The organism is Desulfovibrio sp. 1214_IL3152, assembly GCF_036763055.1.
Classification (GTDB): Bacteria; Desulfobacterota; Desulfovibrionia; order Desulfovibrionales; family Desulfovibrionaceae; genus Desulfovibrio.
The window spans coordinates 1-18,066 of sequence record NZ_JBAIYW010000328.1; the positions used below are offsets into that span (position 1 = coordinate 1).

The 18,066-nt window shown below is 50.9% G+C and carries 14 protein-coding genes and 1 pseudogene; 8 read left to right on the forward strand and 7 right to left on the reverse strand.

Features of this window, described 5'->3' with window-relative positions:
• From V6C07_RS06990 to V6C07_RS13395, 4 genes and pseudogenes are all read left to right on the forward strand, one after another.
• Positions 1 to 181 (forward strand): annotated as a pseudogene (locus tag V6C07_RS06990) (hypothetical protein); the annotation flags it as partial.
• 9 nt (positions 182 to 190) lie between these two features.
• Entirely contained in the window at positions 191 to 1,576 is a 1,386-nt protein-coding gene (locus V6C07_RS06995) for a dihydrolipoyl dehydrogenase family protein (RefSeq protein WP_333535634.1), read from the forward strand.
• A gap of 23 nt (positions 1,577 to 1,599) precedes the next feature.
• Complete coding sequence (gene gcvH / locus V6C07_RS07000; RefSeq protein WP_333535635.1) at positions 1,600 to 1,980, forward strand: glycine cleavage system protein GcvH; 381 nt, start codon at positions 1,600 to 1,602, stop codon at positions 1,978 to 1,980.
• Between the two features lie 1,497 nt (positions 1,981 to 3,477).
• Positions 3,478 to 4,086, forward strand: coding sequence for a Rha family transcriptional regulator (locus tag V6C07_RS13395; RefSeq protein ID WP_442886164.1), 609 nt, complete (start codon positions 3,478 to 3,480; stop codon positions 4,084 to 4,086).
• Here the strand turns inward: V6C07_RS13395 and V6C07_RS07005 are convergent.
• Entirely contained in the window at positions 3,967 to 4,374 is a 408-nt protein-coding gene (locus tag V6C07_RS07005) for a hypothetical protein (RefSeq protein ID WP_333535636.1), read from the reverse strand. The genes V6C07_RS13395 and V6C07_RS07005 overlap by 120 nt on opposite strands.
• An 86-nt stretch (positions 4,375 to 4,460) precedes the next feature.
• Between V6C07_RS07005 and V6C07_RS07010 the strand changes: the two genes are divergently transcribed.
• Positions 4,461 to 4,667 (forward strand): helix-turn-helix domain-containing protein, encoded by a 207-nt coding sequence (locus V6C07_RS07010; RefSeq protein ID WP_333535637.1) that lies wholly within the window; start codon positions 4,461 to 4,463, stop codon positions 4,665 to 4,667.
• Positions 4,668 to 4,920: 253 nt separating this feature from the next.
• Here the strand turns inward: V6C07_RS07010 and V6C07_RS07015 are convergent, their stop codons facing one another.
• The 6 genes from V6C07_RS07015 to V6C07_RS07040 all read right to left on the reverse strand — a co-directional run bounded on the left by V6C07_RS07015 (position 4,921) and on the right by V6C07_RS07040 (position 16,645).
• Positions 4,921 to 5,388, reverse strand: a complete 468-nt coding sequence (locus V6C07_RS07015) for a hypothetical protein (RefSeq protein ID WP_333535638.1) — start codon at positions 5,386 to 5,388, stop codon at positions 4,921 to 4,923.
• A 238-nt stretch (positions 5,389 to 5,626) separates the two neighbouring features.
• A complete protein-coding gene (locus V6C07_RS07020; protein WP_333535639.1) occupies positions 5,627 to 9,145 on the reverse strand; it encodes a hypothetical protein in 3,519 nt (1,172 codons plus the stop codon).
• A gap of 5 nt (positions 9,146 to 9,150) precedes the next feature.
• Positions 9,151 to 11,208: a hypothetical protein gene (locus V6C07_RS07025; RefSeq protein WP_333535640.1), complete on the reverse strand. Its 2,058-nt coding sequence runs from the start codon at positions 11,206 to 11,208 to the stop codon at positions 9,151 to 9,153.
• Positions 11,209 to 12,662: 1,454 nt separating this feature from the next.
• Complete coding sequence (locus V6C07_RS07030; RefSeq protein ID WP_333535641.1) at positions 12,663 to 13,499, reverse strand: hypothetical protein; 837 nt, start codon at positions 13,497 to 13,499, stop codon at positions 12,663 to 12,665.
• A gap of 146 nt (positions 13,500 to 13,645) precedes the next feature.
• Positions 13,646 to 15,736: a DUF6538 domain-containing protein gene (locus V6C07_RS07035; RefSeq protein ID WP_333535642.1), complete on the reverse strand. Its 2,091-nt coding sequence runs from the start codon at positions 15,734 to 15,736 to the stop codon at positions 13,646 to 13,648.
• A 222-nt stretch (positions 15,737 to 15,958) separates the two neighbouring features.
• A complete protein-coding gene (locus V6C07_RS07040; RefSeq protein ID WP_296986121.1) occupies positions 15,959 to 16,645 on the reverse strand; it encodes a LexA family transcriptional regulator in 687 nt (228 codons plus the stop codon).
• A gap of 516 nt (positions 16,646 to 17,161) precedes the next feature.
• Here V6C07_RS07040 and V6C07_RS07045 point away from each other — a divergent pair.
• The 3 genes from V6C07_RS07045 to V6C07_RS07055 form a co-directional block, all read left to right on the forward strand.
• Positions 17,162 to 17,587, forward strand: coding sequence for a hypothetical protein (locus V6C07_RS07045; RefSeq protein ID WP_333535643.1), 426 nt, complete (start codon positions 17,162 to 17,164; stop codon positions 17,585 to 17,587).
• The gene (locus tag V6C07_RS07050) at positions 17,584 to 17,838 is read left to right on the forward strand and encodes a hypothetical protein (protein WP_072311413.1); all 255 of its coding nucleotides are present in this window, start codon (positions 17,584 to 17,586) and stop codon (positions 17,836 to 17,838) included. Before V6C07_RS07045 ends, V6C07_RS07050 begins: the two co-directional genes overlap by 4 nt.
• A gap of 15 nt (positions 17,839 to 17,853) precedes the next feature.
• A partial coding sequence (locus tag V6C07_RS07055; RefSeq protein WP_333535645.1) for a DNA-binding protein occupies positions 17,854 to 18,066 on the forward strand: 213 nt, incomplete at its 3' end.

The following is an 18,066-nucleotide window of genomic DNA, read 5'->3' on the forward strand; positions in this document are numbered from 1 at the left end:
AGCAGCGGCACAGATGGTGGCCGAAGCCTGCGGTCAGCCCACCCTGCCCTATCTTATCACTGCCATCACCCCCGACATGGCCTGGGACATGCGTGGTCTGGAAGCCCTGCCCGAACAGAGCCTGCTCGTCTTCCGCTCCGCTTCCCGGCAGTTTCTTTTTAAAGCCGATATTGCGAAATAGGGGGCAGACGTGCAGTCTTTTGACGTAATCATCATTGGCGGAGGCCCCGGTGGAACCACGGCGGCCCGCATTCTGGCACAGGGCGGAAAAAAAATTGCTCTGATCGAAGACAGGCATTGGGGCGGCACATGCCTCAACTGCGGCTGCATCCCCACCAAGATGCTGCTTGGCGCGGTGGCTCCCGGCAGCATGCTGCGCGCGCAGGAACGGCTGCGGGTCGTCAAGGGCGACATGCAGGTGGACTTTACCGCCCTGCAAGGGCGCGTAAGCCGCTTCACCAAAGGCACAAGCCAGACACTTGCCAAAAGCCTGACCGGACTGGGCATCACCCTGTTTGAAGGGCGTGGCGTCTGCCTGGAGCGCAAAGACGGGCTGGCCCATGTGCGGATTGCCTGCGGTGAAGACCGGACGGATATTTCCGCCACCGATGTCATCCTGGCCTGCGGTACGTCATCGGCCGCATTTCCCGGCCTTGCGCCCGACCATCAGTGTGTTCTGGACAGCACCGACCTGCTGCAATCCACTACCATTCCAGAAAGCCTGATCATTGTGGGCGCCGGGGCCATTGGCCTTGAAATGGCCGACTTTTTTTCCAGTATGGGCAGCAAGGTCACGGTGGTGGAGGCGGCTGCGCATATCGCTCCCACCGAAGACGCGGATATTGCCAAAGAAATGCTCCGCGCCCTGACCAAGAGCGGCATCACCTGCCTTGAGGGGACCCGGGCCAAAGACCTGAGCACGGTTGACGGCAAGGCCCGGCTCAGCCTTGAGAACGGAACTGTCATCACGGCGGACAAAGCCCTGGTGGCCGTCGGCCGGAGCCCCAATACCGATGGACTTGGCGTGGAAAACCTGGGAGGAACGAAAAACCCCAGGGGCTACGCCCAGGTGGATGCAAACCTGCAATGCGCGCCCGGCCTGTACGCTGTGGGCGACATCAACGGAATCACCCTGCTGGCCCACGCGGCCGAGCATCAGGCAGCCTATGTGGCCCGCCGCATTCTCGGCCAGGCTGACGGACCTTATGAATCCGGCCCCGTGCCTTCCTGCGTGTATGGCGGCACGGAAATCATGCGCGTGGGACAGACTGCCGCCGCCTTGCTGCGGCAGGGCAAGTCCGTTGAGGTTTCACAAGCTCCTCTTTCTATGAATCCCATTGCGCAGGCAAGCGGCGGCACAGCCGGTTTTGTAAAGGTTGTCTGGCATGAAGGGCGCATGGAAGGCATTGCCGCCGTCGGCGCAGGCGTATCGCACCTTGTGACCGTAGCGCAGGTACTGCTCAAAGAAGGCTATAACGAACACAGACTGCACGAAATCATGTTTGCCCATCCCACGCTGGATGAAATTGTTCCCCTGGCTATCAGCGCTCCCCGAAAGACCGTTACTGCCGAATAATCGCTCACAGGCAAGGAGACATCATGAATTTTCCCAATGACAGAATTTACCATGCCGACCACCTCTGGGCTCAGGAGCAGGCAGACGGCTCATGGCTGATCGGCATTACCGATTACGCCCAGGACCAACTCGGCAGTGTTATCTTTGTGGACCTGCCCGGGCAGGGCGCACAATTCGAGCAGGGGCAGTCCTGCGCGTCCATTGAGTCGGTCAAGGTCACAAGCGACGCAATCATGCCCATTTCCGGCACAGTGCTGGCTGTGAACGAAGCCCTTGCAGATACGCCCGAACTGCTCAATACCGCTCCCTACGGCGAAGGCTGGCTCATACGGGTCACGGCGTCTCCCTATGATGAGGCTGCCTGCATAAGCAACGACGCCTATGCCGCCTTGGTCGGTGCGTAACATCACCTTTGCCCAGACCGCGAAAATCCCCGGCAGCAATGCTGCCGGGGATTTTTACATGAAAAAACAGTCCACTACATTCTGACGGCGTTTTTAATCTGCTCTAGAGCAATTCAACTTTTAAATTGCTCGGACGGCTGCGCGAGCAGACGTTCGCTACGGAGGCGTAAGCGCAGTTTATCTGCGCGGTTAAACGCCGAAGTGAGCGTGCCTTAACCTTTGAGAATGTATATTCTCAAAGTTAACCTGCTCTAGATGTAGAACCGCTTTACGTCATAACTGCCCTGCCGATGGCATCGGCAGGCAACAACCGTATGCAAAGACCGCCGCATGCAAAGACCGCCGCGCAAGCTTTCTGCCTGCAAACGCCGAGGCACTCCCCACAGCCTTGCAAATAAAGCCGCTCGCTCTGGCAGGCATCTACGGGGCTGCATGGCTGTCAATGTCGGTACTGCCATCCCTGACAACCCTACCGCCCCAAAAACAAAGAAGTTCAAGGTGTTTTGCACAACCTTGAACTTCTTTGATGAAATATTGGTAGCAAGGGAGGGATAGGGAAAACGCCTCGCACCATGTTGATATATAAGGACTTTTCAAATGCTTAAAAATGTTGTGTGTATGACTCCTGTGGCCTGTGTGTACAACCTATCCTCCTGCCCTTTGCCCTGTCAACGGTGTTTGTATTTTGCTTTTGGCTTTTTCATGCAGCCCTGTGGGTCACACTCCCCTGCTCCCCCAAAGAACACCCTGAGCAAAACGGCACCCATTATAAACCGCAAGCCAACGTAAGCCGAGAATGGGCCGTAAGCAGCTCGTCGGAGGCTGAAGGTGGCTTCGGTTTTGGGTGCCTTTTGCGTTTGGTCTTTTCAACCTCGTCAAGAGGTTGGGGGGATGAACGCCGCAAGGCGTTCGGTGGCCGGGAGCATTGAGCGAAGCAAACAGCAGCTTTTATGACAGCCCATCAAAGGCGAACTGAGGCCCCTGCAAAAGTCGCCTGTGGGCTGGCGTAAAAGCTGCCCTTTGCGAAGCGGAGCAGGTGCGGGGCGGAACCGCCTCATTATACCCCTGCGCTCACCCCCCCTTTCAAGGGGGGATAGTAAGCAGGGGTTGCTGACAGATAGAAGGGGGGATAGCAAAACCTGACGGAGCGAATGAAATGAGCGACTACCATAGCGGCCCCGAAGCGCGGCTAAAAATGGCCGGGGATATGTTAAGCTGTTGTCTGCCGCCACCGGGCGGCTAGACCCTCCTTTTACCCCGGACATGCCAAGCGAAAGGGGCCATTGTTCCACGCAAAAAAACGAACAATCCCCCCCTATCTGGCAGCGCCTATGCCTTGGGTGTTACCGTGGCTGAGTCGAGGCGCGGCGAGTGAAGGGCGAAGGCTGGCAAGCCTGAGCACAAGGGAGCAGCATAGCCGAGCCGTGGAAGCTACAGTGTAAAGACATTCGTAACATTTCGATTCCAAAGGATTTTCGATTCGACAATTTTGCAGCCATGTCCATATGGCCCGTGACCAGCTTTCAGGTGGCCTACTCGTTTGGTAAAGAGCACGACAGAGTTCTGAAAGACATTCGTAACCTGCCAATTTCAAAAGATTTTCATGCCGTCAATTTTGACGCCATGTTCGTCGGGATTGAAGTAGGCAACAAAGCCATACGGATGTCACCCGCCTATCACCTCACCCGTGGCGGCTTCATGCTCTTGGCAGTGGGCTACACCGGGGCCAAAGCAATGGCTCTCAAAGAAGCCTACATTGCAGAGTTCAACCGCATGGAAGCTGAACTTCACAATCGCGTCCCGGCGCTCCCTGACTTTTCTCAAAGCAGCACGGGGGGAATCTCTGTCCGACAGAGAGGACTCAGCCTTTCACATTTTTCTGTCAAAACTGCCCCAGCTTTCCCCCGGCCACCTGAAGGAACCCCCAAACAGTATGGAGGCTCCTCCCGGCTGCCCTTCGCTCTCGCTTGCGCTTTCACTGCTTGCCTATCCTTCGTCCTTCTCTGGCTCCCCTTCATAGTTGTCCCTGTAACCAACTGGCTCAACGCAAGACTTCCAGTGAGCTACCATTCTATACGGCACATAGGCCACCTCAGTTTTACCTGAGGAACCATCATCCGTATTTACCAGTACAAGGACTTCGCCAAGCTCAAACCTGTAACCCCAGCAGAAGGGGTGAACAGCAGGGTCAACGGGGATAAACAGCATGTGTGGCTTAATAATGATTTTTCCAAAGAAGGTTCCTCCAAACTCGTTATACGAAACGCTGTATGCCTTGCCCACTGCGGCAAAGGCTGCGTCGTGGGCTTCTTCAAGGGTGTCGTAAATTCGGTTGTCAATTGCTGTAACTACGCGCCTTGGGTCTCTGGTGCCTTTGGGTGTGGTAGTGGTCATGGTGGTGTTTCCTGTGTAGTGATTTTTCACTACTCTAGCCATGAGAGCGTCTTTGTGTCAATATTTCACTACGGAGAAAAACGAATATGATAAAAAGTAATGTGAAAGACTTTATGGAAAAAGCCGGGGTTTCAGTCCGCAAAGGGGCATCCCTAACAGGCTTATCAACACAGACAATTAGCCGCGCACGGCGTGATGATACCTTTTCAAGCTGCTCTATAGAAACCCTTCAAACAATCGCCAAGGCTTGCGGGTGTCGTGTCAAAGACCTCTTCACTGAAGATGATTCATAATTGAAATCAATTTTCAAAAACAATTAAAGCTTCTCCTCTCACCTGAGGGGGTCTTTAACCTCTTTTCTCTCTAATTAAATTTGAAATTCAAATTCAAGTAAAATAGCCCCAGACTCACGGGAGGCTTATTTAGGCTCTCTCCTGCTGGGGCTTTGTGTTGCTATGGGCTGCCTTCACGTTTTATGGGGGAATTTTTATATTCCTTCCCAGCCTGAATGGATGTTCATAAAATTATTTTCTGTTCTGAAAAGAGCTATGCACTGACGGATTTTGAAGGGGAATCTGCCTGTGCGTTTGAGGAGATTTGCCCAAAGCCACGCTTAAGGGCTGCTTCCCGCCTTTTCTGCCGGGTCTCTTCGGTTATGTTGGGATTCTTCCCGAACCTGTAGGGGTACAAGGAACAGTTCTCCTTGCATGTGCAGTATTCAACTTCAAGGCTTTGGTCTCCACAGCAATCAAGGCATTTTGCCCTGATAGCTTTAAGCCTTGAGGGTATCACATGAAGAATTTCGTCTTCAGTCCCTCTTTCATCGTCAACGTCTTTGGCTGTGTATGTGGTGGAGGTGGGCTTACGCCCCATACGATAAGGCCAAAGAACACAATCAATGATCTTGCACTTCCTCACTTCAGACGGAACCCAGCAAGAACAGTTTAAGCATTTTTCCCGAATCACCTTCAGGATTGAGCCGCTGTTGCTGCTCTGTGTGGTTGTATCCGGCATCCGGCTTCCCTCCCTTGGGAACGAATCTTTCCATTGTTTTTGCTCAAAATCCGTATTCTGAGCGCGTTGTTTGAAACGAAAGAAAGCCCCCTGACCAATGAGAAAGGTCAAGGGGCTTCTGCGTGGTAAGTATGGTGGGCTGAAGGGTTTCACTCAGTCCAGATTTGGGCTTAGTGTCTGAAAGACTTCAGTAACATTCTGTTTTTACAGATGTTCAACGCCCGCAAATCTGCATTTGTTACATATCGTCCACCAGGGCCGCCAACAGCTCTTGCTGGTTTGCTCTGGTCATCTGCCCCCGCTTTGTCATTTGCCGCTGGTAGTCATTCTGTCGGATGCTCTGGGCAAGCTTGGGTTCCTCGTCTATGAGCTGGTCTTGGGCTTCTCTGCGATAGGCATTGATGACCCGCTTAATCATGAGGGCACGGGGGCTTTGATCTTTATCGGAAGGGGGGTCGGCAAGCGTCATGCGCTCTATGTCATACTGTGGAGAATCGAAGAGTTCCCCAAGGGCTTCATGCAGGGTCTTGCCTTGGATGGTCACAGTTCCATGCAGTTCTGTAAGCCTTGAGTATTGCCCCGCTGTCAGGTCTACACCGTGAAGCGTATAGGCAGGAGGGCCATTGACCGCCTGTGCCATCCTGTTCATTTCATCAAGAACAGGGTCGTGCTTGTCACGGGGTATCAGGCGGTAGTCTACAGGCTCCCCGGTTATCCAGTTGCGCTTGGCTGGGAGATCATCGTGGAAACCGGGAACGGTATTAAGAATGGCATCCATAATGCCCCTGACCTCGCGCATGGGGTCATCTTCCCCTGTCATGTACTGCCGGGTGTATCGGGTGGCGGCTGAGAAAGGGATCAAAGTTGTTGCCTGATTCCTCAGGAACAGCTCTGGCTTTGCTTCTTCATCAGTAATGAAGTTCACCACCTCTGCAACGTCCTGCATGTAGGTGCGGGAAGTCACATTGTTGGCAAGGGCCAGAATGGCAGAAGCTGCGAGGTCACCATAGCGGGCCTCAGTCAAGTGCTGTCCAGCTATAGCTAAATCAGCGGCAAGACCAAGGACCATCCCGGCTGGGTCATAGCGTCTGTAGGAGTAATAAGAATCTCCTATCTTGATGCTGTGGGCCTGCCAGCCTGTGGCCTCAAGCGCCTTACGCTGCTTGGGGTCTTTGGGCGGGCTGCCTGTAATGGAACCTGACATTGCCAAGCCAACAGCCCCGGCCCACATGAGGGAACCTGTAGCCATCTTGGCACGGGCCAGAGCAGCCTGTTCACCACCTGCGGCAAGGGCTGCTCGGTATTGTTTGCTCATCTGACCTATTACCGGGGTGTGAGCCACGAAGTCACGCAGGATGTTTGCCGGGGTCTTGATGAACGGGACAACCACTCTCATAAGCGGGTGGTCGTTAGCGTACCTCTGGAAGCCTCCAGCGTAGGTATGCTCTCCCAAGTCCTGCGTCCACGTGGCTTGTCTGGCATATTCAAGGAAGGGCTTTAGAGTCTCTTCATTGCGGGCTGTTCCCCGGCCAGTGGTGGCAAGGCTCATCTGTTCTTTTACAAATGCGTCTATTTGCTGGGCGTCTTTCAGACCACCCTCCATTGCTTCCCGTCTCAATGAGGCTGACAGAGAAGCCCTGAAGTTGAGCTGTTTGAAAAACTCGTCTGTGCTTACCAGTATGCGTGAAGGCAGCCTGAGGTATGGCCCAAGAACCCCAGCCGAAGAGGCTATAAGCTCCTGCATGGTGGTCAGTTGTGTTCCTCTGGGCTTGCCGTCAAGCATCATGGCTTTTATGTTGTCATAAGTGATCTGAGCGCCGTTTGTTTCCATCTTGCCGACACTGCCCGCGCCTTCAAGTATGCCGCTCTCGGCTTTGAAGGCTTTATGGGCAAGCTTCATGCTGTCGGTAAAGTAGGTGTAAAGACCGCTCAGGGTGTCTATGGCTTCCTGACGTAACGCCTTGTCACGGGTAAAGACGCCCGACAGGTATTGCTCAGTAGGCATGAGAAGAGACTTCAGGAAGTTTGAACCAGCATTGGCCGCCATAGTCATTGGGCCTGAAAGCATATTGCTGATTCTGAATTCCTGAAGGATGCCCAGTTTTGTTCCTGTGGACAGGGTGTTTACAGCCTGGGCAATGGCTCCTTTACTATCTGCATTGATTACGGCATCCCGTGCAATGCGGGCTGTGTTTTCATGCGTCCAGCCTTCACGGGTGAGGTAACTTCGTATCTGCTCCTCACTCAGATTGGTGGGCGAAGGATGCCACTTGAAGCTTTCCTTTGCTTCCGTGGCGGCTCCTGTGGCTGCAAGCTCGTCACTGGCCTTGTACACGCTATCGATGTTCTTTTTCAGCGTGGCAAGATCAAGCTTTTCCTGCATAGAAACAGAAGCCGGGTTGACGTGAAGCTTACGGGCTATCTTGAGGAATTCCTCAGTGCAGAAGTCCAAGGCGGTCTTCATGTCGTCGAAGGTCTGGGCGGTCTTGCTGGCAACGGTAGCCTCACCGCTGGCAATGGCCTGCCCTGCATATTCTTGCACGGCTTTGCTGTTCATACCGTAGCGCTGTACAAGTTCATCAGTGCTGCTGGTAAGTGAGGAAACCACATCATCAGCGGTGGTGGCAGCTTCTTTAGTGCTGCCTGCTTCCTTCAGAGTTTCCTTAACGTGCTTGATGAAATCAAAGCCGTGTTCACTGCGAAGGATGTCCAGCCCTGTGACACGGTGCCTTGCATCACTGCGGGCAAGAGTGTCTAAAGCTTCCCCAAGGGTTTTGGCTTTTCCATCACCCACAAGGGTTTTCAAGGCTGCGGGGTCTATCAGGCTGTCTGTCCTGAAGACATCTTTGAGCGGCGCTTTAGCGCCTGTGGCTGGGGGTGTGATGGGGGAAACTGTATCGGGGCTGTGTACGCTTACGGCTTCTTCTCTGGTCTGCCTTATGCGTTCTACGGTTTCAGTGTAAATCTGTTCCTTGGCTGCCTTGCTAGCGGCCTTGCTGGCGCGATAGACGCCCACAACGGCTAGAGCGGCTTCAAAAGCCATGCCTATGCCCAGGTCTTCAAAACCGTGCTTCAGGCGTCCTACAAGTTCACTGTCGTCCTTGCTGACTGCCAAGTTTTCAGTAATGACATTTCGCAGGGCTGGGCTTTCCTGCATGGCATTGGAAAGCATCTCTTCATGACCGTCAAAGCCTGTGAAGGTGCTATAGAAAGACTTGGCTGCCCCACGCCCTGCAATGGCTGCCTTTGAGGAACCTTGAAGGAGCTTTGCGCCTTTGAGCAAGGCACCGCCTGTGAGGAAGCCAGCAAGAAAGGTCGATATGTCTTGAGCCAGCTTGCCGGGGGCGGTTTCAGTTTTACCAAAGTTGCCCATGTCAACGCCATACTCTGCGGCGGTCTGAACAACATCAAACTCTTTGCCGCCCTGAACCATAGTGCCAACGAGGTCTATTGTTTCGTTGGCAGCGTTAACCGGGCCGTTGGCTATGCCTTTGCCCACGTCCATCAGGTAATCAAGAAAGCTCTTGTCTTCCTGCTCGGGGTCGTTGGTGGTTTCTTCAGTTGTGGCCGGGGCTGGCTGTGGGTTCAGCATGGGAGCCTGGGCAGAAAGCCCAAGGGTGTCTTCTGGGTCGTCTATGTTGACGTTGATATTCTGGGGGAGTCCTTCGGCCATGCCCTGAAGCATGTCAGGGGAGAGGGAACCGTTGTCCCCTGTGAGTTCAACATCCAAGTTGTTAGGTATGCTGTCTATGCTCATAGTATTTATTTCACCTCAATTTGACGGCTGAACTTTGTAGCCCCTGCTTTGCTGCTGGCTGCCGGGGGTGGTGATGCCTTGATGCCTTTTTCCTTGAACCAGTTGTACAGGTCGGACTGTGCGTTTCTGGCGTCCGTGATTCCCTTTGATTCAGGACTATGACCACGAACAAGAAAGTACATCTCCTGCCATGTAAGACCCCCCTCAACTCTGCTGTCTACAAAGCTGAGAACTTCTTGAAGGGTTTTCATGCCTCCAAGCTGCTGCATTGCGGCAGGGTCGTTGCCAAGGCTATTGGCAAACAAGGTATTGACGTTAGTAACAGCCCCGGTAAAGACTTCGGCCTGTCCGGGGTTGGGTCTGGAAAAGAATGAAGAGGAGGACTCCGCGCCTATCTTCTCAACTGCTTTGGTGTCAGTGAGATAGCTGCGGGTCTGCCTGTTGTCGGTGAGTTGTGACTTCTCAGTAGCGTAGCGGTCTTTGGTGGCCTTGATGCGCTTATCAAGGTACTGACCTTGGAAGTCCTGAGCTATGCGTTGCATGTCCAAAGAGGACAGGGGGGCATCTTTGGCTTCCCCTGTTCCGGCCTTTTCGGCCTTCTCTTTTTTCTTTTCTGCAACAAAGTCGGCAAAGGCTGTATTGACCTCAGGCAAATCCATCATGACTTGCGCAAGGATGCCTGCGGCGGGTTTTGTGCTGGTGCCGTTCTGGTAGGAGTGATAAAGCTCATTGGCTTCTTCATTGGAAACATTGCCGATCATAGAAATGTAGGTCTTGGCAATATTGGCCTGAGCACTCAGCAGGGCTTGCCCTTCAGCTGTGGTGTTGGCATCTGCCATACCCAACAGGCGTTGAACCTGAGCAGGATTAAAGCCTTGTCGTGCCAAGTCCATAACTTCAGCCTTCCCGGCCTTGCCTTGCTTGAGGTCTGACTCAAGGGCAAGGGCTGCTGAAGCAAGCTCAGGGCTGGCATACATAGACATGAACTGACCGCGCTGGCCGTCTTCGGCTGCCTGCTTGAAGTGGGGATAATCCTCAGGACTGCACAGTTTCAGCTTGTCTACTATGGTGCCTCTGGACAGATCAGGATTTCCTGTTGCCCCGTATTCGTAGCCCTTGGCTGTGGCCTTGCGGGCGGCGTCTTCTCTCTGCCACTGCCTGCGGGTATGGGCGCGGCTTTCGGCTGCCCATGCCTTGCTGGTTTCCTGCTCTTCAAGCTGTTCAATGCCTTTGGCAACTCCCGGCTGTGACATAAGGGAAACTGGTTTGCCTCCCACGTCTACCGTGATGTTCTGGGCAATCTGTCGGGCTGTGCTGGCAGAGTGGTTGCTCTGAAGTACCATGTTGCCAAGGAACGTCATAATACGAGTCTGGGAGTAACCAAGGCGTTTCATGTCTTCCGCTTCTGCAAGAATGACTTGTGCCGCCTCCTGAGCATATCCGGCCCGCTCTGCGGGTATCTTGGTGTCATACCTGCCTGCGCTTGCTGTAAGGTTTCTCCTCATTGCCAGCGCGTCTTGTATGTTCTGGGCCTTCTGCTGTTCCAGCATGGCGGAGTTCTGGGACTCGACCTCGTTATTGTGCTTTATCAACAAGCCTTCAAGGACTTTCTTGCTTGGGTGGGCAAAGTGCTGCGCAAGGAACAGGCGGTCTTCATAGGAGGTGTACCCCTGTTTTTCTGCGTATTGCTTTCGGTACTCTTCGCCCCAAGCCAGAACCTTGCTGGCGTCTCGCTCGTTCCGCATGCCGCTGGTGGTATATGCGTCCTGCATGTCAGCAGCAAAGTGGATAACGCTTGATTGAAGTATTTCAGCCTCAATGGCTCTCTTTACATGCGGCGACAGTTCAAGAATTTTAGGGTCACTAAGGGCGGCTTGTCTGAACGTCTCCATGTTTTTTGTAAGCTCAGGATTTTCCATCTTGAAAAGTTCAGCAGTTTTTGTGTCCTCTTCAATCTGGCGGTCTGTGATTCTGGTCATCACTTCGTCAAGCGTCCTGTCCCAAGGGCGCAGGGCTGCGGCAAGACGCCCCATGCCTTCCCCGGCCATAGCATCACGGCCCATTGGGTTAGCCTGCGCTGCCACATAGGTGCTAACGCTACCGCCTCCTGAGATGGCCGGACGGACGCCTAAGGCTGCCCCAAGCTGTTCCCTGATTGTTCTTGGCTCTTTGTGTCTGTTGTCCATGTGTGAAGGTTCCTCCCAAAGTAAATCATGCGGTTTGGTTAAAGGTTGTCGAAAATATCTGGGGGCCAGCCCTCCCCATGATGAAGAAAGCCCCGCCTGAGTCTGGTCTTCATAACCAGTTCAGACGGGGCCGCATGTGGGAGGGAATAATTGGTGAAGTCTTTTTGTATTGAGGACTATAGGTTTTTATTGATTGTGATTGATTATTATTGATTCTGTTGGTGGTCTATGGATAATGATTCATAGTAATAAAACATAAAGAAATAAAAATTAAAGAATAACTATTTCATTTTAAATTTTAGAATAGTATATTTAGTATTCTTTAGAATAAGAATGTTAAAGATAAACTATTTATTACTTAAGTCTTTAATATGCTGTTAAGGTGTCTTTAGGTATTTTCTTAGGTTTTATATTTAAGATTTATCTTTAGTTAGTCTTTAGTTACCCCCCTTACCCCCCATAAGACGGATGAAAGCCCCCCTTGCTTTCTTCCGAATGCTGCAACTGGTTGCAAGCAACCTGTCTTCTCCGCCTAGTGCCACCTAATTATAACATGCTAAATTAGTTACATAATTTCACTTAAATGAAATTATATTTCAAACTCATAACATACTGATTTTACAGAACAACTTAAAGACTTAATCCAGTATTAAATAAGATAACAAAGAATGAGAGGAGGTCTTAACCCCGAAGGGGAAGAGCGAAGGATAGCGAATGGTGGGCTAAGGAATGGTGATTGATTTTCTATGGTTGGTCTTTGGGAAAGGCTCAAAGTGAGCTGGTCTTCTTTCTATAGTGCAACTTAATTCTAACAGTGTGAAATTATTGAAATGAGGCTTAGGCGCTCCTTTAATAGCAGGCCATAAAAATAGCGGCGCTTCTCTCTATGGTGCAACCTTATTAGTAACATGCTGAATTTAAACAATAAGACTTGATTTTTCTGAGTGGCCTTCTCTCTATGATGGAAGGTAATTCAGGACGCCTTTCTCCGAATGGTGGAAGGTATTTGATAACTATATGAAATTTTTGAAATTAGGAGCTTTGCCTACTTCGACAGTCAGGCGCTAACTTAGCGGTGGTTCTCCGAATGGTGGAACCTAATTCGTAACATGCTGATTTAATTCAAACAGCCCGTTTTGGCGTTGGTTCTCCTCTGGCCTCAAGCTGGCCGCCTCTTCTCTCTATGGTGGAACCTAATTCCAAGTCCCAGCCATTGCAGCCTTTTGCTACTTTTCACGGCCTGAAGTTGTCCAAGGTAGGCAATGGGTCGGGTTCTGTATTTTCGCACGGGATTTGGGGGATAAGTGGGGTGTGGGCTTGGGGGAGGCTGCTTAAAAATTTTGCCATTTCTTTTTGGTGAGAAGTTGGTGTTCACTACTAATCAAAAGGCCACGAAAAAAATCACCAAAGCAAGGGATAGTCATTGTATTATGGCATTCAGACGTGTTAATATTCTGGGCCTCATTGCCAATATCTATTAAAGCTTCTCTTAAGTTAAGTAAAAAATGTACTAAATATCTTGTTGCCCGTGCAATTGCTTTTTCTTGTATTTTAGCATGAGTAAAAATTTTGTGAGGTGGAATTATTTTTCTGTTTAAATCAAAATGTAAAAATGAAGCATTTTCACTTACTAGATTATAATAAAATGAGCCTTCATCCTCTATGTCGTTTTTTATGCGTTCAGGAATTTCTTCTTTATAAATTTCTTCTAGTATTGCTTGCCATTTTATTAAGGGGTCTGTTGTTTTATCATTGCTGCTGAATTCATTAATGTTTTGATAGCGTGTTGTGCTCCCGAATTCTGATAAAAGAGAAATTAGTTTATGAGTCACTTTGTGATTGTAGCATATTTCAATTTTATTTGAAGGTACTAATGGGCAGTTAATTATTATCTGTGAAATTAATTTTGTGATATCATGAGAATAGCTTTTTATTGTTGATTTTGGTGGTGGTGTTAAATCGTTATTAGCCATATAATCTATTATTACTATTAATTTACATAATCTTTCTATTCCAATTGATAAATTATAAAATCCAGCACAAGTTTTTCCCGTAGGGGCTTCATTACTATTTCTTGTTAATGTTAGTCCTGTGTACAACATCCATTCAATTAGCCCAGCTTCACTCACAAGAAGGTGGTAATAATTGCCAAAATATGATTGTTTCATATGGTAACCTTATTTTATTTATGATTTATTTCCTGTGTATATTCAGTGTATGGGACTATTAACTGTTTGCTCATTGTCGATAAGGCGTTCATTCATCATGCCTTGCATCTGTTCATCAACAGCGGTTTGAATCCGGTGGGCTTCTTCTATTTCCCCCTCTGCTTTATGCTTGTTTCAATCCCCTCAGTCACATTCCAAAACCGCATTTTGGCTAAAGCTGCAAAAAGTACCTTCTGGTTAAACCTCATGCCGTCTTCATCCAAGGCATACCCACTAGACACGCCGTTATCTGCATGCCCTTGGATTTCATCCAGATGATCTTGACTAACCCCAGAATTAAGCCCCATGTTTTTAAACAAATGCCTGAAGCTGTGAAAGCTCTTCGGCCTTCCCTGCCCGCCCTGCTCTTCGCCGCTGGGCCGTATCCCGATTTCTTCAGAATACTTTTTCCACCAATCGGTAAACCTGTCACTCATTTTGTTCTGTGCATTGGGAACAAATGTGGGGAAGAGCTGGGCTTGTTCTCCAAACTGGTTTTTGATTTTCTGAACGTGAGACATAAAGCCAAGTTCAAGGAGGCTGGGGTGGATTGGGATTAAGCGCTGGGCGGCTGCGGTTTTTATTGTCCGTGTTCCGTCTTCGCTTTCGTGAATAGATAAGCAGGAAATGCCTTGACGTTGTAATATGTCATCAAGCCTGAGGTGGGAAAGCTCTTCAATCCTTGCTCCCGTGTACAGGCCCAGAAGCAGAAGCCACCTATAATCTGTCCTAACGTCTTCGGCTGACCATGCCGGGTATTGCTTTCCCCGGCGTCTGGTGGCTTTTTGAGCCTTGGGCAACGTGCCAAGAGTTGACTTGGTATTAAACAGGCTGGATTTCTTGAATATAGTTTCAATATCCTGTTCAGTGTAGGGCGTTTTCAATGGAATGCGTGTTCTTACTCGCTGTTCAAAGACTCTAATACCTGCGGCAGGGTTCAAATCAATATAGCCGTTCCGTATTGCATGGGTAAAGACAGTGCTTAGGGCTGCAAGTCTTCCTTCGTTAATCGTCTTTGTAGAAAGAAGAGTGAAGACCTTCCCTTTCGCTTTTTGCTTTTCAACCCATTTCAGCACAGCGGGGAATTTTTCTTTGTCCAGCCTTCGGGGAAGGTAAGTAGGAAGTGTAACAAGAACATCTTTGTATTGTCGAATGTGGGCCTTTGTTATGCCCTTGATAGGCAAGTCCCCCACCAGCTCAGTGAAACGCCTTACGGCTGCGGCAAAGCTTCTCACTGTTCCCGCTGATGGCTTGCGCTCCTCAAGATACCGTTCCCAGACTACAGAGAAAGGCGGGTTGTTCTCAGATGGAATCAAATTTTGATCTACGGTCTGCCCTTGGGGGTTTTGCTGGGGTATTTCATTTTGTTCTAATATCGCCGCTGCTGAGGGCTTTTGGCGTCCATTCGGCTTTGCGGGGGTATTGACCCACGTTCCCCGTGAGCGTTGTAAAATAGCCTGCTGCACTGCGGTTTCCTGCACCAGCATATCAAGGCAGAACTTTCGGTATTCTGGGGAGGTCTGGCGCTCCTCTTCAGTGTCCGGGGCTGCAATGCCGTGCTCTTCAAGATAGCTGTCTACTACAGCCTCAATGATGTGGGTCTCACCGTCCTGCATGAACGCAGGGGCGGCCACCACAAACAAAGCGGCGTGGTGGTCTGCTTCTTGCCTTTCTTCGTCACTCATGCCCGAAAGCTGCCGGAACGGCTTGGGCGTATAAGGTAGGCCCTGGCTCTCGTTGAGTGTCTTCAGAAAGGCTTGCTGCTCATCCCAAGCGGCCTTGGCCTGCTCAAGGTCTGGGCGAAGAGGTGCCCTGCGTTTTGCTTCGTCTTTGCTTAAGGCTTCATGAGGATAGAGAAGCGCCAGCCGTTCAAGCTCAAGGGCTGAGATTTGATTGAAAGAGGTCAGGGCGGGTTTGACTTCAAGAGTTGGCTTTGCTTCGGCTGGAGCAGCTTTAGGGCGCTGTGGCTGGGCTTTGAGCTTCCGGCGATGCTCACAGAATTCTTGTTCAAGCTGCTGCGCCCTGAGCAGGATACGAGACTGAGCTTCTTTGTAGTCTTCAGTCTTGAGGCTGAACTTCAATTCAGTCTTTGGCGCATAGGCTTCAAGCAAGTCTGTAGGGACTCGCAGGCGAAAATAAAAGGAGCGGCTACGGGGAACCCGGCATGGTTTTGGTGGGGTAAAAGACAAGGCGCTCATGCCTCCGTGTGTACAACCTTTGACTAGGGTAGCGTTAAGATTGGCACTGAGAGAAAGAGGGGCTTTTGCCTTTCGCGTCCGCTTGCATCAAGGGTTTTCGGCTGCGCCAGAGCCAAAAACAAAAACGCGCAAAAAATCAGTATTCTTGCTGCTTTCTTGCGCGTTTTTGCGTTCTTGTTGGCACTTAATTAGCGGCGTCTTATCGCCTGCATCTCATTCTGGCTAGCGGTACTCGCGGCCGCTCCAGATAACCTTACCGATCACGCGGAAGAACTCAGCCATATCACCACGCATATCAAGCTCAATGGGCGGGTACGCCTCTTCATTGACGCTTTTTAAAATTACTTTTCCCGGTATCATATCTATTCTTTTCAGATAGATAGCCTCTTCGAATCCTACCGCAAAAATCCTGCCTGGGATGATGTTCGTTTTGCTCTGGTCCAACAGAACCACGTCTCCATCCATGATCTCTGGCTGCATGCTGTCGCCAGCTACGCGCATCAGAACCATTTTGTCTGGATTGCCCTTGCGCAACAAGAAGTCCATGCGGAAGGCATAGCTTCTCTCGCAGTCTCCGTTCACCTCGAGGCTGCCGTTACCGGCTGAAAGTCGAGCCTCGGCCATCGGAATAAGCTTTAATTCTACATCACAGTCTTTAGCTATAATGCAAGAATTTATGTCTTTAGAGAAAGTCATTTCTCCCTGCCCAAAGAAAAGCCAGTTTGCATTTATATTAAGTTTCTCTGCTATCTTTTCTATCCATGCAGGCGGAATTTGTTGTCTCTTTCTGGCCGCAGCAATTGATGATTGATTGATTTCAAGCATTTTAGCTAGATCGGCTTCTTTTTCAATTTGTGCGGCTTTCATTATTCGCGCCAACTTGGCCTCGAAAGATTTCGCTCTTTCCATGTAGAACTCCGAAAATAAGACCGAAATGCCCATCTTAGAAGATTTTTAGCTAAATCACTTGGTTAGCAATTTTTAGTAAAAGTGAAGAACGAAATGACTTTTAGCTTGATATGTTCTTAATTTTTAGCTAATACTCTTCTTGCGGGCGGTTAATATTTACACGCAAAACCAAACTAACAGGCCGCCGCGCATAGGGTCAACGTCCAGACCAAACCAAATTTTGGACAAGCGGAGGCAACCAATGAATTACCCATGTCCCAGAGAACTAGCTTACCTGCCGGATGGGGCCAGCAGTCTCCCCGAAGAAAGCCCAGCTTTCAGCAATGCTGCTGGCGCTTACATTCTTGAATGCGTTGTGCCGTGCTGGGAATTGGTTGTGTCTCGCTCTGCACGTTTTGGGGGAAATTATGAATTTCGCCCCGGATGGGGAAACCAAGCCCGGATTGAGGCTGTGCGCATGTCCCATGCAACTATTCGGGCCGCGTTAGCAGCAATGGGCAAGTAGAGGCCCACACCATGCGCCAACTCTCTCTCATAGACGATATTGCCCAGCTTGCCGGAGCATTGCCCGCCATCAAAGCGGCTATGCGCGGCGTTGCTGGTGCGCCAGAGGGAGAGGGCCGCAAGGCACTCCCAGACAAATTAAACGCTATAGCGCGGGCCAGCGGCATCAAGCTGACTGGCGGCAACGCTAGCGGCGTCAGCGAAGAAATGCTGCACAAGATTTTATCCCCTTCGGACGATAGCCGTCCGCCATCTGTCCTGATGCTGCTGGCCTACTACAAAGCAACAGACAACCCGGCCCACCTGCGCGCCATGCTGCGCGCTGTAGGTCTGGACATCATGACGGAAGATGATCGCAAGTTGCGGGATTACGCCCGCGCCATTCTTGAGCAGAAAAAAGCCCGCAAACAAGCCCGTAAACTGGAGGAAGAACTATGAGCCGTGTGTCGGCCCCACAGCGCCTTGAACTTGGTGCAAAGCGTTGCAAGTACCGCTGGCGCTTGCGGGAAGTGATGGATGCTAACGCAGTACCATCTTATGCGGCTCTGGGGCGCATGCTTGGTGTGTCTGGCGTTGCAGTTGCCCGTACGGTCAGCGGCGAGATACATAGTCCTGTTGTACTTGATTGGTTTCGTAAACACGGCGTGCCGGAAAACCTGCTTTGCGACCCACGCCGGGCGGCGCAGTAGGAACAGGCTATGGCAATGGCAACAGAGACATACGCAACGCGAGACATTGCCGGACTGTTGGCGATAACAGAACGCGCCGTACAGGCGCGTGCCAAGCGTGAAAGCTGGGAATCTGCGCGACGGAGTGGTTTAGGAGGCGGAAACCAATGGATAATCTCCAGCATGCCCCCGGCCACGCGCGATGCAATTGCCTCTGCCATGCTGCGCGAAGCCCGCGCGGCAGCCGCC

Bases quoted from the DNA above. Each gene is read 5' to 3' on its own strand.
- gcvH (WP_333535635.1), top strand. From the start codon at position 1,600: ATGAATTTTCCCAATGACAGAATTTACCATGCCGACCACCTCTGGGCT.
- V6C07_RS13395 (WP_442886164.1), top strand. From the start codon at position 3,478: ATGTCCATATGGCCCGTGACCAGCTTTCAGGTGGCCTACTCGTTTGGT.
- V6C07_RS07005 (WP_333535636.1), bottom strand. From the start codon at position 4,374: ATGACCACTACCACACCCAAAGGCACCAGAGACCCAAGGCGCGTAGTT.
- V6C07_RS07010 (WP_333535637.1), top strand. From the start codon at position 4,461: ATGATAAAAAGTAATGTGAAAGACTTTATGGAAAAAGCCGGGGTTTCA.
- V6C07_RS07015 (WP_333535638.1), bottom strand. From the start codon at position 5,388: ATGCCGGATACAACCACACAGAGCAGCAACAGCGGCTCAATCCTGAAG.
- V6C07_RS07020 (WP_333535639.1), bottom strand. From the start codon at position 9,145: ATGAGCATAGACAGCATACCTAACAACTTGGATGTTGAACTCACAGGG.
- V6C07_RS07025 (WP_333535640.1), bottom strand. From the start codon at position 11,208: ATGGGCCGTGATGCTATGGCCGGGGAAGGCATGGGGCGTCTTGCCGCA.
- V6C07_RS07030 (WP_333535641.1), bottom strand. From the start codon at position 13,499: ATGAAACAATCATATTTTGGCAATTATTACCACCTTCTTGTGAGTGAA.
- V6C07_RS07035 (WP_333535642.1), bottom strand. From the start codon at position 15,736: ATGAGCGCCTTGTCTTTTACCCCACCAAAACCATGCCGGGTTCCCCGT.
- V6C07_RS07040 (WP_296986121.1), bottom strand. From the start codon at position 16,645: ATGGAAAGAGCGAAATCTTTCGAGGCCAAGTTGGCGCGAATAATGAAA.
- V6C07_RS07045 (WP_333535643.1), top strand. From the start codon at position 17,162: ATGCGCCAACTCTCTCTCATAGACGATATTGCCCAGCTTGCCGGAGCA.
- V6C07_RS07050 (WP_072311413.1), top strand. From the start codon at position 17,584: ATGAGCCGTGTGTCGGCCCCACAGCGCCTTGAACTTGGTGCAAAGCGT.